The sequence below is a fragment of the Shinella sp. WSC3-e genome (assembly GCF_945994535.1).
GTDB lineage: Bacteria > Pseudomonadota > Alphaproteobacteria > Rhizobiales > Rhizobiaceae > Shinella > Shinella yambaruensis.
In genome coordinates this window covers 624,544-638,670 of the sequence record NZ_OZ000531.1, presented here as the reverse complement: position 1 = coordinate 638,670, position 14,127 = coordinate 624,544, and the positions used below count along the sequence as shown (strand labels likewise).

The following is a 14,127-nucleotide window of genomic DNA, read 5'->3' as shown; positions in this document are numbered from 1 at the left end:
CATGGCGCGCAAGAACGTTCTTTCCAACCTGATGTCGCCGGCCTCGGAAAAGTTGACGCCGGTAAACCCCGTCAATGACGAGCCGCGCCAGCACGTGACCTACAAGGGCATCGGCGCGCTCGGCGCCGTCACGCGCAGCATCGATGCGCTGGCCGCCAAGGCGGATGCGGCGAAGGAAATCGAGGCGAAGCTGACGGCCGGCGAGGTCGTCATCGAGCTCGAGCCGGACCAGATCGAGGAATCCTTCATCTCCGACCGTCTCGTTCATTCGGACGAGCAGTTCCGCGAACTGGTCGAGGCGATGCGCGTGCGCGGGCAGGATTCGCCGATCCTCGTGCGTCCGCACCCGACGAAGAGCGGCATCTACCAGATCGCCTTCGGCCACCGCCGCGCCAAGGCCGCCCGCCTGCTCGGGCGGCCCGTCCGCGCTGTCGTCAAGGCACTCACCGACCGCGACCATGTCATCGCGCAGGGCCAGGAAAACAGTGCGCGCGCCGATCTTTCCTTCCTCGAACGGGCGACCTTTGCCGGCGAACTGGAGGCGCGCGGCTTCGACCGCGAGACGATCATGGCGGCGCTGAGCGCCGACAAGACGACCGTGTCCAAGATGCTCTCGGTGGTGAACCGCATTCCCAAGGCGGTGCGGGCCGGCATCGGCCCGGCGCTCGCCATCGGCCGCGACCGCTGGCACGAACTGGCAACCCGCTTCGACGCGCCCGAAAACGAGGACAAGGCGGTGGAATTCCTGGCACGCGAGCGGGTGAAGACCCGGGCGCCGGAGGATCGCTTCAACCTCGTCAGCAGCCATCTTGCCCGCAAGGAGGCGCCGGAGGCCGTTGCCAGGCCTGCGCCGGCCGAGTGGGTGCGCAAGGATGGCCCCGTGCGCGCCAGCATCAAGACCACCGGCCGCCAGTACACGATTGCGCTGAAATCCGCGGACGCCGCGGCATTCGGCGCCTACATAACCCAGAACCTGGACCGTCTCTACGAGGCGTTCCGGACGGAAAATGCACAGAAATCAGGAGATTGATCCGCAAAAGAAAAAGGCCCCCTCAACGTTACCGTCGCGGAAGCCCTTCTCATCGTTTAGCAGCCTGAGAATCGCACTTCCCCGAATCACAGTCAAGCCTTTTTGGCGCCGGTTCCGGTGATGGGGTCTCTTTTGCCTGTTGAAAGGTGAAGAGACATGGAGACGGACGGCATAACGACGCCCTTCGGGCGGCGGGCGATGACGCTTGGCATGCTCGCAAGCCAGGCGATCGCAAAGACAGTCCCGCCGGATGCGAGCGTGGACAAGTGGAAACTGTACCGCTGGCTTTGCGAAGCGCGGCCGAAGCTGGGCATCAGCGACCGGGCGCTTTCGGTGCTGAATGCGCTGATGAGCTTCTACCCGAAGGCCGATCTCCTCGGCAGCGACGGGCTGGTGGTGTTTCCCTCCAACGCCCAGCTCTCGCTGCGCACGCATGGCATGGCGGAGACGACGCTGCGCCGGCATCTCGCCGCGCTCGTGGAAAGCGGCCTCCTCACGCGACGCGACAGCCCGAACGGCAAGCGCTACGTGCGGCGCGACCAGCAGGGGTCGATCGACGAGGCCTTCGGCTTTTCGCTGGCCCCGCTGCTCGCCCGTGCCGAGGAAATCGAGCAGCTTGCCGCCGAGGTGGTCGCCGACCGCCTGTTGCTGCAACGGCTGCGCGAACGCGTGACGCTCATGCGCCGAGACATTGCCAAGCTGATCGAGACTGCGCTGGAAGACAGCCTTCCAGGCGACTGGATGCGGTATGAGACGGATTTCCGCGTGCTTGTCACCGCCCTGCCGCGCGTGCCGACGCCGGAAAATCTGACACCGGCCCTTTCTTCCCTCGAAGCGCTGCGTGCGGAAATCGTCAAGCATCTGGAACAACAGATTATTCTGCAAAAACCGGCGGGCAATGCCGGCCAAACTGAGCGGCACAAACAGAATTCAAAACCCGACTCATCTTCTGACTTTGAACCTAGCTTCGAAACGAAGCAGGGTCGCGATGGCGAGACCAGACGGGAAGAGCTGGCTGGGGACGACGGCAGTGGGGATGAAAAGAGGAACGGGCGCTATTCGCAATGGCCCGTGGACCTGCCGACCCCGGCAAAAGGGGTTCATCCACAGCCGGCGAATATTTCGGATGCGCTCAAACCCTATCCGCTGGGCCTTGTGCTGCAAGCCTGCCCGGAAATCGTGGCTTTCGGCCCGGGCGGCGCGATTTCAAGCTGGCGCGATCTGATGACGGCGGCCGTGGTGGTGCGCTCGATGCTGGCGGTCAGCGCCTCGGCCTATGAGAATGCCTGCGCGATCCTCGGGCCGGAGAATGCGGCGACGGTCATCGCCTGCATTCTCGAGCGGGCCGGGCATATCAACTCGGCGGGCGGTTATCTGCGCGACCTCACCCGCCGGGCGGAACGCGGCGAGTTTTCGCTCGGGCCGATGCTGATGGCGCTCGTCCGGGCAAATGAGAAACCGGCGCGGCAGGTGGGGTGACGATGTCATGGCGGCACAGGAAATTCACTTTGGAAACCGGGCATTAACCATGGCCTCCCTAATCATGGGGGAAAGACAAGGAAGCCCGAATCAATGCCCCCAGTTGCCGCGATCCAGCCGCGCCGCCGTTCCGTTGCCAACGAGAATGGACCGGTCGTCCCGTTTCCTGCCGAACGCCGTACGGCGCATGTTCGCCGCTGCGCCGGAGAACTGGACGGCCTGCATGGCGAGGAGGCACGGCTCTATTGGCTGAAGGTATGCCGTGAACTTGCGGTCGAACTGCAGAAGCTCGGATCGAGCGAAAACCAGGCCCGGGCCGCCGTCTTCGCCTTCCAGGACGAGGTGCAGCAGGAACTCATGCGCCTGCACCAGGCCGACGAGGCCTGATTTCAGATAAGCCCGGAAGCCGTTCCGGCAAGGCCGAGCGAGAAGACGCCGAGGCAGACCGCCGCAACGCGGTAGACCAGCTGCGGCGAGAGGACCGGCGCGCGGCCGATAAGACTGCCGAGAACGAGGAAGCTCGTGCCGGCGCCGGCAACCAGGAGGCTGAACAGCCCGATGGCCGGCGCGATCTGCGCGAGCGTACCATGCGGCATGATGACGAGACCGATGATCGGCGCCTTCGGATTGAGAACCGTCGTCAGGAAAACCTGGCCGACCGTCACCGGTGACGACGTGTTGCTGTTCTCCTGAACAGCCGAAACGCGCCAAAGCCGGACGGCGAGGAACAGCACCCACAAAGCGGCCGCAAGGCGGAGAGCATTGGCAAGAGCCGGCCTTCCCTCCAGGAGCGAAGCGGCAATGGTCGCCAGCGGCACGACGACCACGAGATAGCCCGCAAGCTCCCCGACGAGCAGCGGAAGGCTTGACCGGAACCCCCGGGCGGCGGCGCCGACCGTCAGCAATGTATTGGTCGGCCCGGGCGTGAGCAGGAGCGCGAGAATGGCGAAGACGAAAAAGCTGTCCGGCATGAGAATCCCACGGGCAGGAATGGTCTGGTCGGTTCCACCCTAGGGTCTTCCTGCACCGCGGCCTTGATCTCCGTCAAGAGCGGGGCATCTTTCCCGGCGGACGAAGTCCGGGTAAGGATCGTCCCTCAACCATGTGAGGGAGAGGACGATGACGGAGACGATCGCGGACGACATTCGCCGGCTGGAGGAGCAGGAACGTCTTCTTCGGTTCAGCCGGTTCAGCCCGGACGACGCCTGGGCGCTCGGCAACCGGCTGCGCGAAACGGCGCTTGCGCGCGGCGCCGGCATCGCTATCGACATTTCCCTGCGTGACCGGGCGCTGTTCCATTGCGCCCTCCCCGGCACCTCGACAGATAACGCCGAGTGGATCCGTCGCAAGCGCAACACCGTGCTGCGGCTCTGGCATTCCTCCTATCTCGTCGGCCGGCGGCTGGCCCTGTCCGGACGGGACCAGGGGGATGCGCACAATCTTTCCCTCGCCGACTTCGCGGTGCATGGCGGCGGCTTTCCGATCTTCGTCGCCGATCTCGGCTGCGTCGGCGCGGTCACCGTCTCCGGCGTGCCGCAGCGCATCGATCATGCCATCGTCACCGATGCGATCGCCGGCTTCCTGAACATCGACCTTGGCGACAGCCGGTTGCCGGACTAGCGACCCCTCCCCTCCCCTCTAGGAAAGACGCGCCCGGCTCAGTAGGATGGGCCGCGGCCATTCGGCCGCAGGGAAGCGGAGAGGAGCCGTCGTTCCGTGAAATTGCGTCATGCCCTGGCCTTCGTGATCCTGCCGATCCTCGTGGTGCTCACCATCCTGCAAGGCGGCGCGCTGCTGACCCGCAGCTATATGAACGAAGCCTCCTTGCAGGCCGGCACGACGCTTCGTCTTGCGGTTGCAGCGCTCGGCGGGCACCTCAGCCGCTACGAGCCCCTGCCCGCGCTGATCGCCGATCACGACGATATCGAAGCCTTGCTCCAATCGCCGGCCGACCCGGACCTGCACCGAACTGCCAACCAATATCTCAAGGAGATCAATGGCCTGCTGGAGTCGTCCGACATCTATGTCATGACACCGGACGGCAATACGATCGCCGCCAGCAATTACGAAGCGCCCGGCACCTTCATCGGCCAGAATTTCGACTATCGTCCTTATTTCCAGGAGGCGATCGCCGGCCAGCAGGCGCGGTTCTACGCGCTCGGCACGACATCGCTGAAGCGGGGCTACTATTTCTCCTCGCCGGTGGAAGTCGGCGGCACGATCCTTGGCGTCATCGTCTTCAAGGTCGACATCGACACCATCGAGGCCTCATGGCGCGGCGGTGAATACGAGATCTTCGTCGCCGATCCCGAGGGCATCATCTTCATGACGGGGAACGAGACATGGCTCTATAACGGCATTCTCCCGCTCGATGCCCCTCGCCTCGCCCGCACCCAGGCCTCCCGCCGCTATGCCGAGGCCGAATTGAAGCCGCTGCCCGTTGCCGAAAGTGTTTACTACGGTCAACATCTGATGCGGATCGCCAGCGAAGGCGCGACGCGGGAATATCTCCGGCTCTCGCACTACATGCCCGAGGCGGATTGGACCGTGAACGTGCTGCTCGACACGGCCTCGGTGCGCGCGCAGGCCCGCACCACCCTCATCGCCATCCTGCTGTTCATTTGCCTTGCCGGCCTGGGGCTTGCCGTGCTCTGGCAGCGCCGCGCCCGCGTCGTGGAGCGGCTGCGCCTGCAGGAGGAAGCCCGCAACGAGCTGGAGCATCGCGTCGCGGAGCGCACCGCCGACCTCGCCCGCGTCAATGAACAGATCGAGCTCGAAATCGCCGAGCGGCGGCTGACCGAGCAGGAACTGCGCAAGACCCAGGCCGACCTCATCCAGGCCGGAAAGCTTGCCGGCCTCGGCCAGATGTCGGCCGCCCTCTCCCACGAATTCAACCAGCCGCTCGCCGCGGCGAAAACCTATGCGGACAGCGCGGCCCTGCTGATCGATCGCGGCCGCGTGCCGGAGGCGCAGGACAATGTGCGCCGCATCTCCGCCCTCGTCGACCGCATGGCTTCCATAAGCCGCCACTTACGCAATTTCGCCCGCAAGCCGAATGAGAAACTCGGAGCGGTCCCCCTGCCCGACGTCATCGCGGACACGATGGAGATCGTCACTCCGCGGCTGAAGGCGGCGGATGCGGATCTGGCGATCGAGCTCGACGAACAGGCCTTCATCGTCCGTGCCGGCCCGGTCCGCCTGCAGCAGGTGCTTGTCAACATCATCAGCAACGCGGCCGACGCCGTCGAGGGGCTGGATGACCGGCGGATCCGGCTTTCCGCGCGGCGGGAGGGCGACCTGGTCGTCATCGAGGTGCGTGATCACGGGCCCGGCGTCCCGGCCGCAATCGCCGACCGCATCTTCGATCCCTTCTTCACGACCAAGGGCGTGGGCAAGGGACTCGGCTTGGGCCTTTCGATTTCCTACAATATTATCAAGGACTTCGGCGGAAACCTCTCCGTCACGAACCATCCTGACGGTGGCGCCGTCTTCCGCATCGTGCTCGACGTGGCGGCCCGTGCGCAGGAGGCGGCCGAATGAGCGGGCCGCGCATCCTGCTGATCGACGACGAAGAGGAGATGCGGCGGTCCTCGGCGCAGGCCCTGGAGCTGTTCGACCTGACGGTGGATACCTTCGCCAGTGCGGAGCCGGTGCTGGAGCTCATCGGCTATGCTTTCGATGGCGTGGTGGTCAGCGATATCCGCATGCCGGGCATGGACGGCATGACGCTGCTGCAGCGCATCCGCGAGGTGGACCCGGAGGTGCCGGTCATTCTGGTGACCGGGCATGCGGATGTGCAGCTCGCGGTCAGCGCCATGCGGGCCGGCGTCTACGACTTCCTGGAAAAGCCGTTCACGGCGCAGCACCTCGCCGGCATCATCCGCCGTGCGATGGACCGCCGCAGCCTGGTGCTGGAGAACCGCCGCCTGCGCGCGGTCGCCGGCAAGCGGGACGATATCGAGGCCCGGCTGCCGGGGCGGACGCAGGTCATGGTGGACCTGCGCTACAGGCTGCGGGCGATCGGCGCGACGGATGCCGACACGCTCATCATCGGCGAGACCGGCGTGGGCAAGGAGGTGGTGGCGCGCGCGCTGCACGATATCAGCGCCCGGGCGAACCGTCCCTTCATCGCCATCAACTGCGCGGCCCTGCCGGAGAACCTGATCGAGAGCGAGCTTTTCGGCCATGAGGCGGGGGCATTTCCCGGCGCCCTGCGGCCGCGGTTCGGCAAGTTCGAGCACGGGCGCGGCGGCACGATCCTGCTGGACGAGATCGGCTCCATGCCCTTCGACCTGCAGGCGAAGTTCCTGCGCGTGCTGCAGGAACGCGTCATCACCCGCCTCGGCTCCAACGAGCCCGTGCCGCTCGATGTTCGCTTCATCGCGACCAGCAAGGTGGACCTGGCGGCGGAGGTGGCGGCCGGGCGCTTCCGGGCGGACCTCCTCTACAGGCTCAATGTCGCGACGCTGCATGTGCCTTCGCTGGCGCAGCGCCGGGCCGACATCCCCCTGCTCTTCCTCCAGCTTGTGCGCGAGGCGGCGGCGCGTTACGGCCGCAGCGATATCGACGTGCCGCCGGAGTTGACGGCGGACATTGCCGGCCGGAGCTGGCCGGGCAATGTGCGGGAGCTGCGCAATTTCGCCGATCGCCTCGTGCTGGGGCTGGACACGGCGCCGGATGAAGCCGCTCCTGAAGCCGGCCCGCAACGCCTCGCGGACAAGGTCGCGGCCTATGAGCGGGGGCTGATCGCCTCGGCGCTGGCAGCCCACGGCGGTAGCTTGAAGCCGGTTTACGAGCAGCTTGGCGTCTCCCGCAAGACGCTTTACGAGAAGATGCAGAAGTACGGACTGGATAAAAACCTGGGTTCCAGCCTGCTTCAGGACGACTTTTGAGGGGCAGATGGGTGGAATTCCACCCATCGCTGCGCCACTTTGTTCCCGTCTCCACCCATCGAACCGAGTTTACCGCCGTAAACTCGCCCGGAAAGTCCCCTCGCCGCTTGCCGACTCGCGGTCGCGGAGGCCCTTCTAGGCCATCCAGGACCGGCGCGGGAGGAGCCACGCCGGCCGGGCATCTCATCGGGAGGATTTGATGAACACCTTGAAAGCCCTGTTCGGCGTTTCGGCCGCACTCGCCGTATCGCTGCTCGCCACGTCTGCGCTCGGCCAGACCTATCCGGAGCGCACCATCACCATGGTGGTGCCCTTCTCCGCCGGCGGCCCGACCGATACGGTGACCCGCCTCGTCGCCGAAGCCATGTCGAAGAATCTCGGCCAGCAGATCGTCGTCGAGAATGTCGGCGGCGCCGGCGGCACGCTCGGCGCAGGCCGCGTGGCGAGCGCCGACCCGGACGGCTACACGCTGCTGCTCCACCATATCGGCATGGCGACCAGCGCGACGCTCTATCGCAAGCTCGCCTATGACACGCTGAATGCCTTCGAATATGTCGGCCTCGTCACCGACGTGCCGATGACCATCGTCGCCCGCAAGGACCTCGAGCCGACGGACCTCAAGGGCCTGATCGACTACATGAAGGCGAACAAGGACACGGTGACCGTGGCCAATGCCGGCATCGGCGCGGCCTCGCATCTGTGCGGCATGCTCTTGATGAGCGCCATGGAGACGCAGTTCGTCACCGTTCCCTACAAGGGCACCGGCCCGGCGATGACCGACCTGCTCGGCGGACAGGTCGACGTCATGTGCGACCAGACGACCAACACGACGAAGCAGATCCAGGGCGGCACGATCAAGGCCTATGCGGTGACGTCCCCTGCCCGCCTCGACAACCTGCCGGACGTTCCGACGGCGGAAGAAGCCGGCCTGTCCGGCTTCCAGGTCGGCATCTGGCACGGCATCTATGCGCCGAAGGGCACGCCGGCAGACGTGACGGAGCGGCTTTCCAAGTCGCTGCAGGTCGCCCTGAAGGATCCCAACGTCGTCGCCCGCTTTGCCGAGCTCGGCACGGCGCCGTCAGCGGAAGAGGAGGCGACGCCGGCCGCCCTCAAGGCGAAGCTCGAAGGCGAGATCACGCGCTGGAAGCCCGTCATCGAGGCCGCCGGCCAGTACGCTGACTGAGGTCAACCCGTAAATGCCGCACGGCGTTTCCGTCGATAACGGCGGAAGCGGCCTGCCGGCGCACGGACCGGCACATGGCGGCATCGGCTGCCGCCATGTGCCCTGACCGCCCGCGCGGCCGTTCCGGCCGCTGGAAGAGGGGAACCCATGAAACAACTACAGTTCGACAGCACCAATGCGATCTGCGGCCTGACCTTTATCGCGCTCGGCGGCTTCTTTATCTATCAATGCCTTGATCTCGACCTCGGCACGGCCTTCCGCATGGGGCCGGGCTATTTCCCGCTGATCCTCGCCGCGATCCTGACGCTGCTCGGCGTCGTCGTGCTGGTGCAGGCGACGCGGGTGCAGGGCGAGCCCATGGGGCCGCTGGCGCTGCGCGGCATGCTGTTCATCCTGCCGGCTCCCGTCTTCTTCGGGCTGACGGTGCGCGGCCTCGGCTTCGTGCCGTCGCTGTTCTTCGCCGCGCTCATCGCCGCTTTCGCCTCCTCGCGCATGAAGCCGCTCTTGGCGGTGCTGCTGGCCGGGGCGATCACGCTCTTTTCCGTCCTGGTGTTCAGCTACGCCCTCGGGCTGCCGTTCGAGCGCTTCGGCCCCTGGACCCGGCTTTAGGAGGCGCGCATGGATCTTGTCAGCAATCTTGCGCTCGGCTTCTCCACGGCGCTCTCGCCGGAGAACCTTGCCTTCTGCCTCATCGGCGTGCTGCTCGGAACGCTGATCGGCGTTCTGCCCGGCATCGGCGCGACGGCAACCATCGCCATGCTCCTGCCGATCACTTTCAAGCTGGAGCCGGTCTCCTCGCTGATCATGCTCGCCGGCATCTATTACGGCGCGCAATATGGCGGCTCGACCACGGCGATCCTGATCAACATGCCGGGCGAATCCTCGTCCGCCGTGACCGCCATCGACGGCTACCAGATGGCGCGCAAGGGCAGGGCGGGGGCGGCGCTTTCCATTGCCGCGCTCGGCTCCTTCTTCGCCGGCACGGTCTCGACCTTCCTCGTCGCGATCTTCGCCATTCCCCTGACGGCCATCGCGCTCGAATTCGGCGCCGCCGAATATTTCTCGCTGATGGTCGTCGGCCTCGTCTCGTCCATCGCGCTGGCGCATGGCTCGATCGTCAAGGCGCTGGCCATGGTGGCGCTGGGGCTTTTGCTCGGCCTCGTCGGCACGGACATCTATACCGGTACGCCGCGCTTCACCCTCGGCATCCGCGAATATGCCGACGGGCTCAACTTCGTCGCGGTCGCCGTCGGCGTCTTCGGCATCGCCGAGATCCTGCGCAACCTCGAAGGCGAGAAGACGCGCAGCCTGCTGATGGCCAAGGTCTCCGGCCTTTGGCCGACGAAGGACGATTTCCGGCGCATGATGGGACCGGTGCTGCGCGGCACGGCCATCGGCTCGGCGCTCGGCATCCTGCCGGGGGGAGGGGCTATCCTTGCCGCCTTCGCCTCCTACACGGTGGAGAAGCGTGTCTCGGATAACCCCCGGGAGTTCGGCCAGGGTGCGGTCGCCGGTGTCGCGGGGCCGGAATCGGCCAACAATGCGGGCGCGCAGACCTCGTTCATCCCGCTGTTGACGCTCGGCATCCCGGCCAATCCGGTCATGGCGCTGATGGTGGGGGCGATGATCATCCAGGGCATCGTGCCCGGGCCGAATGTCGCGACCGAACAGCCGACGCTGTTCTGGGGCATCATCGCCTCGATGTGGATCGGCAACCTGATGCTCGTTGTGCTGAACCTGCCGCTGATCGGCCTCTGGGTGAAGCTGCTGACGGTGCCCTATTACGTGCTTTTCCCGATCATCATGGCCTTCTGCTCGATCGGCGTCTACAGCGTGAACTCGAATGTCTACGACCTCTATGCGGTCGCGCTGTTCGGCCTCGGCGGTTACCTGCTGGTGAAGCTGCGCTGCGAGCCGGCGCCGCTGCTGCTCGGCTTCGTGCTCGGGCCGCTGCTGGAGGAGAACCTGCGCCGCGCCATGATCCTGTCGCGCGGCGATCCGAGCACCTTCGTCACGCGTCCGATCAGCGCGTTCCTGCTGGCACTGGCGCTGGCGGTCCTCATCATCGTCTTCCTGCCTTCGGTCAAGAAGAAGCGTGAAGAGGTTTTCCAAGAAGAAGACTGAAAACAGGAAAACCTGCGGGGGAGGGGAGGAGCGGCGACGAACTGCTCCTCCCTTTATTTTAGTGATGTTGCATTGCGGCGGAAATCGGGGTAAAACTTGACAAAAAATAGAAGGAATAGTCGCAGGGCAAGATGACGTTCCAGCCGCGCATGCAGAACAGGATCGAGGGCTTCTCCGTCGTCGGCGGTCTCAACCGCCGGCACTGGAACGGCATTGTCGCCGATGTCTGGGACGTGGAATGCGCGGCCCGTGCCGGCGGTTATTATGTCGGGCGGGACCCGCGGCTCTTCATCCTGCTCGACAAGCGGGGACCGGGCGATTCCCGCATCCGCCTGGCACCGGGCGGGGCGGAGTCCGTCGAGGACTGGCGGCATTGCCCGATTGCCTATATCCCCGCGAATTTCGAGCTCTGGGCGGACCTGGCCGATCATCAGTTCCTGCGCCATCTCGATCTGCATTTCGACGTGGAGACGGTCAGCCGGCGGCTGGCGGAGGACCTCGACCCGGAGCGGCTTGCCACCCCGCAGCTGTTCTTCTCCGATAGCCGCCTGCTCTCGCTGGCGCAGCTGATCGCCGCCGAGTGCACCAATCCGCAGCCGCTGCACGATCTCTATGGCGACGGGCTGGCGCTGGCGCTGATCATCGACGTCATGAAGCTCGGCAAGGCGCCGGGCCGCAAGCGCGGCAAGCTGGCCGCCTGGCAGTTGCGCCGCGCGACCGATTTCATTGAAGAAAACTGCTTGCGCAACATCCGCCTCGAGGAGCTTGCCAACCTTATCGGCCTGTCGCAATCCCATTTCAGCCACGCCTTCAAGGCCTCGACCGGCGTCGCGCCCCATCAATGGCAGGTGAATGCCCGCCTGCGTCGTGCCAAGCAATTGCTTTTGCAGGGCAACCATCCTCTGACCGAGATCGCCGCCGAGACCGGATTTGCCGACCAGGCGCATTTCACCCGCGTCTTCCGCAAGAATTTCGGCACGACGCCCGCCCATTGGCAGAAGGCGCAGCTCGCCTGACGCCGGCGAACGGGCGATTGTTCATCGCACGGAAAATTGCCCAAGAACGTACAATTTTCGCGGAATGCGACAAGCCCGATCGTTAAAACTGAGTTAAGCACTCATCTTATTGTTGGAAGGCCGCTCAGGCAGGCGAGCGGGACGAGTGGGGTATGCGCAGATGATGATGAAGTCGAAGAACCAGCGGCGGCTGAGGTTGACGCTTGCGTGCGGCACGGCGGCAATCGGCCTGTTGGCGCCGCTTTCCACGTTCGCACAGGACGCGGAAGGCACGACACGGCTGGAAGAGGTCCGGGTCGAGCAGGGCGATCCCAACGCGGTCGCTGACACCGGTGTCGAACCCGTACGCGGCATCGTCGCAAAATCGACGCGTACCGGCAGCAAGGCGGCGACGGACCTCAACGAGATCCCGCAGTCGGTCTCCGTCGTCGGGCGCGAGCAGATGGACGATCAGAGCCCCCAGAAGATCGATGAGGCGCTGCGCTACGTCGCCGGGGTGAATGCATCCACCTACGGAACCGATTCCGACACCGACTGGCTCTTCATCCGCGGCTTCCAGGCCGAGCAGACCGGCGTCTTCCTCGACGGGCTTTCGCTGTTCCAGACCGGCTTCGGGACGTTCCTCGTCGATCCGTTCTTCCTGGAGCGCATCGAAGTCATCAAGGGACCGAGCTCCGCGCTCTACGGTGGCGCCAATCCGGGCGGCTTCGTCAATTTCGTCAGCAAGCGCCCCACCGATGAGCCGCTGCGTTACGTCGAGACGGGCATCAACAGCTTCGGCAACGGCTATCTGGGCGTGGATTTCAGCGACAAGCTCGGCAGCGACGACGTCCTGCGCTACCGCCTGACCGGGAAGATCTCCGGCGGCGGCTGGGAGACGGACAAGTCGGAGGATTTCCGCGGCACGATCGCGCCCAGCTTCACATGGAAGCCGGATGAGGGAACGAGCCTTACCTTCCTCAGCTCCTACCAGCATATCGACCTGACGCACACCAGCACGGGTTTCCTGCCGTATCTCGGCACGGTCGTCGATGCGCCCGGCGTGGGACGGATCCCGACCGACCTGTTCTACGGCGATAAGAGCCTTGACGAATACGATCGCCAGCAAGCCATGATCGGCTACGAGTTCGAACATACGTTCGACAACAACTGGACGGTTCGCCAGAACCTGCGCTACGCAAGCGTCTCGCTCAAGGAAGACGCGCTCTATGCCAACGGGTGGTCGCTGGCCGATCCCACGAAGCTGGCCCGTTATCGCTTCGCGCATGACACGGATGTCGATATCTTCACGGTCGACAACCAGCTCGAAGGGGAATTTGCGACAGGGGCGCTGGATCACAATCTTCTTCTTGGACTGGACTACCGGTACTACTCGATCGACCAGGCCCAGGCCGTCGGCTTCGGCAACCTGGATCTCGATCCGCTTAACCCGGTTTACGGTGTCGATATTCCGGCGCTCGGAAATCCGTATCTGGATCAGAACCTGCGCCGCGACCAGCTCGGCATTTATGCGCAGGACCAGATCAAGTTCGGCGGCGGGTGGATCGCCACGCTCAACGGCCGTTACGACTTCGTGAAGACCGAGCTTGACGACAATATCAACGCTGCCAACTCCACCGAGAGCGACGAAGGCGAATTCACCTGGCGCGCGGCACTCGCCTATGAATTCGCAAACGGCCTGACGCCCTATGTCAGTTATTCGACCTCGTTCAATCCGACGACCTCGACGGACAATGACGGCAACCTCTTGAAGTCGGAAACGGCAAAGCAGTGGGAAGTCGGCGTCAAGTATCAGCCGGACTTCATGGATGCCCTCATCACGGCCGCCTATTTCGACATCACGCGCGAGAACGTGCCCAGCACGATCACGGTCAACGGCATTCCCCAGACGGCCGCCATCGGCGAGGTGGAGGCCCGCGGCTTCGAAACGTCGATCCAGGCAAATGTCACGGAGGGGCTGAAGCTCATCGGTGCGCTGACCTATCTCGACATGGAAGTCACCAAGGCGACCGGCGGCGCATTCGACGGCACGCCTGCCGGCAACACGCCGATCCAGGTTCCGGAACTGACGGCTTCGCTCTGGGCGGACTATTCGTTCCAGAACGATATGCTTCAGGGCGTGAGCGTTGCAGCGGGCGTACGCCACATCGGCAAGTCCTGGGCGGACCGCGAGAACACGCTCCGCGTTCCTTCCGCCACGCTGGTCGATGCGGCCATCCGCTACGAGAAGGACAACTGGGGTGTCGCGCTGAACGTCTCCAACCTGTTCGACAAGGAATATGTTGCGACCTGCCAGGGCGCGAACTCCTGCGGCTACGGCGCGGGGCGCACGTTCATGCTGAAGGCAAGCACGTCCTTTTGATCCTGCCTGAGGAACAAAGACAAAAAGCGCGTCAGGGCGTC

General features: G+C 64.9%; 12 protein-coding genes. 11 read left to right on the top strand and 1 reads right to left on the bottom strand.

Annotated features, from left to right (window positions below; translation table 11 throughout):
• Position 1: 1 nt before the first annotated feature.
• The 3 genes from repB (at position 2) to AABF56_RS26110 (ending at position 2,896) form a co-directional block, all read left to right on the top strand.
• Complete coding sequence (repB, locus tag AABF56_RS26120) at positions 2 to 1,030, top strand: plasmid partitioning protein RepB (protein ID WP_244766161.1); 1,029 nt, start codon at positions 2 to 4, stop codon at positions 1,028 to 1,030.
• Between the two features lie 156 nt (positions 1,031 to 1,186).
• Positions 1,187 to 2,509, top strand: a complete 1,323-nt coding sequence (repC, locus tag AABF56_RS26115) for a plasmid replication protein RepC (protein ID WP_272807549.1) — start codon at positions 1,187 to 1,189, stop codon at positions 2,507 to 2,509.
• A gap of 93 nt (positions 2,510 to 2,602) precedes the next feature.
• Positions 2,603 to 2,896 (top strand): DUF6074 family protein, encoded by a 294-nt coding sequence (locus tag AABF56_RS26110; protein WP_272807550.1) that lies wholly within the window; start codon positions 2,603 to 2,605, stop codon positions 2,894 to 2,896.
• Between the two features lie 2 nt (positions 2,897 to 2,898).
• On the opposite strand, the gene AABF56_RS26105 is transcribed toward AABF56_RS26110, so the two are convergent.
• Positions 2,899 to 3,480, bottom strand: coding sequence for a LysE family translocator (locus tag AABF56_RS26105; RefSeq protein ID WP_272807551.1), 582 nt, complete (start codon positions 3,478 to 3,480; stop codon positions 2,899 to 2,901).
• Between the two features lie 148 nt (positions 3,481 to 3,628).
• On the opposite strand from AABF56_RS26105, the gene AABF56_RS26100 reads away from it, so the two are divergent.
• From AABF56_RS26100 to AABF56_RS26065, 8 genes are all read left to right on the top strand, one after another.
• A complete protein-coding gene (locus AABF56_RS26100; protein WP_272807552.1) occupies positions 3,629 to 4,129 on the top strand; it encodes a heme-degrading domain-containing protein in 501 nt (166 codons plus the stop codon).
• 96 nt (positions 4,130 to 4,225) lie between these two features.
• A complete protein-coding gene (locus tag AABF56_RS26095; RefSeq protein ID WP_443021168.1) occupies positions 4,226 to 6,049 on the top strand; it encodes a sensor histidine kinase in 1,824 nt (607 codons plus the stop codon).
• The gene (locus AABF56_RS26090; protein WP_272807553.1) at positions 6,046 to 7,401 is read left to right on the top strand and encodes a sigma-54-dependent transcriptional regulator; all 1,356 of its coding nucleotides are present in this window, start codon (positions 6,046 to 6,048) and stop codon (positions 7,399 to 7,401) included. The genes AABF56_RS26095 and AABF56_RS26090 overlap by 4 nt, the downstream gene beginning before the upstream one ends.
• A gap of 199 nt (positions 7,402 to 7,600) precedes the next feature.
• On the top strand, positions 7,601 to 8,584 hold the full coding sequence (locus AABF56_RS26085; protein WP_272807554.1) for a tripartite tricarboxylate transporter substrate-binding protein: 984 nt from the start codon (positions 7,601 to 7,603) through the stop codon (positions 8,582 to 8,584).
• Between the two features lie 147 nt (positions 8,585 to 8,731).
• The gene (locus AABF56_RS26080) at positions 8,732 to 9,193 is read left to right on the top strand and encodes a tripartite tricarboxylate transporter TctB family protein (protein WP_272807555.1); all 462 of its coding nucleotides are present in this window, start codon (positions 8,732 to 8,734) and stop codon (positions 9,191 to 9,193) included.
• 9 nt (positions 9,194 to 9,202) lie between these two features.
• Positions 9,203 to 10,708, top strand: a complete 1,506-nt coding sequence (locus AABF56_RS26075) for a tripartite tricarboxylate transporter permease (RefSeq protein WP_272807556.1) — start codon at positions 9,203 to 9,205, stop codon at positions 10,706 to 10,708.
• 131 nt (positions 10,709 to 10,839) lie between these two features.
• A complete protein-coding gene (locus tag AABF56_RS26070) occupies positions 10,840 to 11,724 on the top strand; it encodes an AraC family transcriptional regulator (RefSeq protein WP_244766170.1) in 885 nt (294 codons plus the stop codon).
• Positions 11,725 to 11,890: 166 nt separating this feature from the next.
• Positions 11,891 to 14,086, top strand: a complete 2,196-nt coding sequence (locus AABF56_RS26065) for a TonB-dependent siderophore receptor (protein ID WP_425314243.1) — start codon at positions 11,891 to 11,893, stop codon at positions 14,084 to 14,086.
• The last annotated feature ends 41 nt before the right edge of the window (positions 14,087 to 14,127 follow it).

Bases quoted from the DNA above. Each gene is read 5' to 3' on its own strand.
- AABF56_RS26085 (WP_272807554.1), top strand. From the start codon at position 7,601: ATGAACACCTTGAAAGCCCTGTTCGGCGTTTCGGCCGCACTCGCCGTA.
- repB (WP_244766161.1), top strand. From the start codon at position 2: ATGGCGCGCAAGAACGTTCTTTCCAACCTGATGTCGCCGGCCTCGGAA.
- AABF56_RS26110 (WP_272807550.1), top strand. From the start codon at position 2,603: ATGCCCCCAGTTGCCGCGATCCAGCCGCGCCGCCGTTCCGTTGCCAAC.
- AABF56_RS26080 (WP_272807555.1), top strand. From the start codon at position 8,732: ATGAAACAACTACAGTTCGACAGCACCAATGCGATCTGCGGCCTGACC.
- AABF56_RS26075 (WP_272807556.1), top strand. From the start codon at position 9,203: ATGGATCTTGTCAGCAATCTTGCGCTCGGCTTCTCCACGGCGCTCTCG.
- AABF56_RS26100 (WP_272807552.1), top strand. From the start codon at position 3,629: ATGACGGAGACGATCGCGGACGACATTCGCCGGCTGGAGGAGCAGGAA.
- AABF56_RS26105 (WP_272807551.1), bottom strand. From the start codon at position 3,480: ATGCCGGACAGCTTTTTCGTCTTCGCCATTCTCGCGCTCCTGCTCACG.
- AABF56_RS26090 (WP_272807553.1), top strand. From the start codon at position 6,046: ATGAGCGGGCCGCGCATCCTGCTGATCGACGACGAAGAGGAGATGCGG.
- AABF56_RS26065 (WP_425314243.1), top strand. From the start codon at position 11,891: ATGAAGTCGAAGAACCAGCGGCGGCTGAGGTTGACGCTTGCGTGCGGC.
- repC (WP_272807549.1), top strand. From the start codon at position 1,187: ATGGAGACGGACGGCATAACGACGCCCTTCGGGCGGCGGGCGATGACG.
- AABF56_RS26070 (WP_244766170.1), top strand. From the start codon at position 10,840: ATGACGTTCCAGCCGCGCATGCAGAACAGGATCGAGGGCTTCTCCGTC.